This is a genomic window from Flavobacterium polysaccharolyticum, from assembly GCF_038739875.1.
In the GTDB taxonomy this organism is placed as follows: Bacteria; Bacteroidota; Bacteroidia; order Flavobacteriales; family Flavobacteriaceae; genus Flavobacterium; species Flavobacterium polysaccharolyticum.
The window spans coordinates 1-395 of sequence record NZ_JBCGDP010000078.1; the positions used below are offsets into that span (position 1 = coordinate 1).

General features: G+C 39.5%; 1 protein-coding gene. It reads left to right on the plus strand.

Annotated elements, in window-relative coordinates:
- Window positions 1-395: hypothetical protein (locus WFZ86_RS20170; protein WP_342693622.1), on the plus strand; the 395-nt coding region annotated here is incomplete at both ends.

Below are 395 nucleotides of genomic sequence, written 5' to 3' on the forward strand. Positions count from 1 at the left end.
CTTCAACCGATGTAGATAGCAGTTCGTTTACGTATTCTTTAGTAGCTGGAGCTGGTGATACTGATAATGCTGCGTTTACCATTTCAGGTAGTGATTTGAAAATTACTGCGAGTCCTGATTTTGAAACAAAAGCTTCGTATGCTGTTCGCGTAAGAACTTTCGATGGAACATCCACTTTTGAAAAAGCATTTACTATTTTCATTAATGATGTGAATGAAGCACCAACGGATATTACTTTGTCTGCTTCTGCTATCAACGAAAATGTGGTGGCTAACTCAACTGTGGGAGCACTGTCTTCAACCGATGTAGATAGCAGTTCGTTTACGTATTCTTTAGTAGCTGGAGCTGGTGATACCGATAATGCTGCGTTTACCATTTCAGGTAGTGATTTGAAA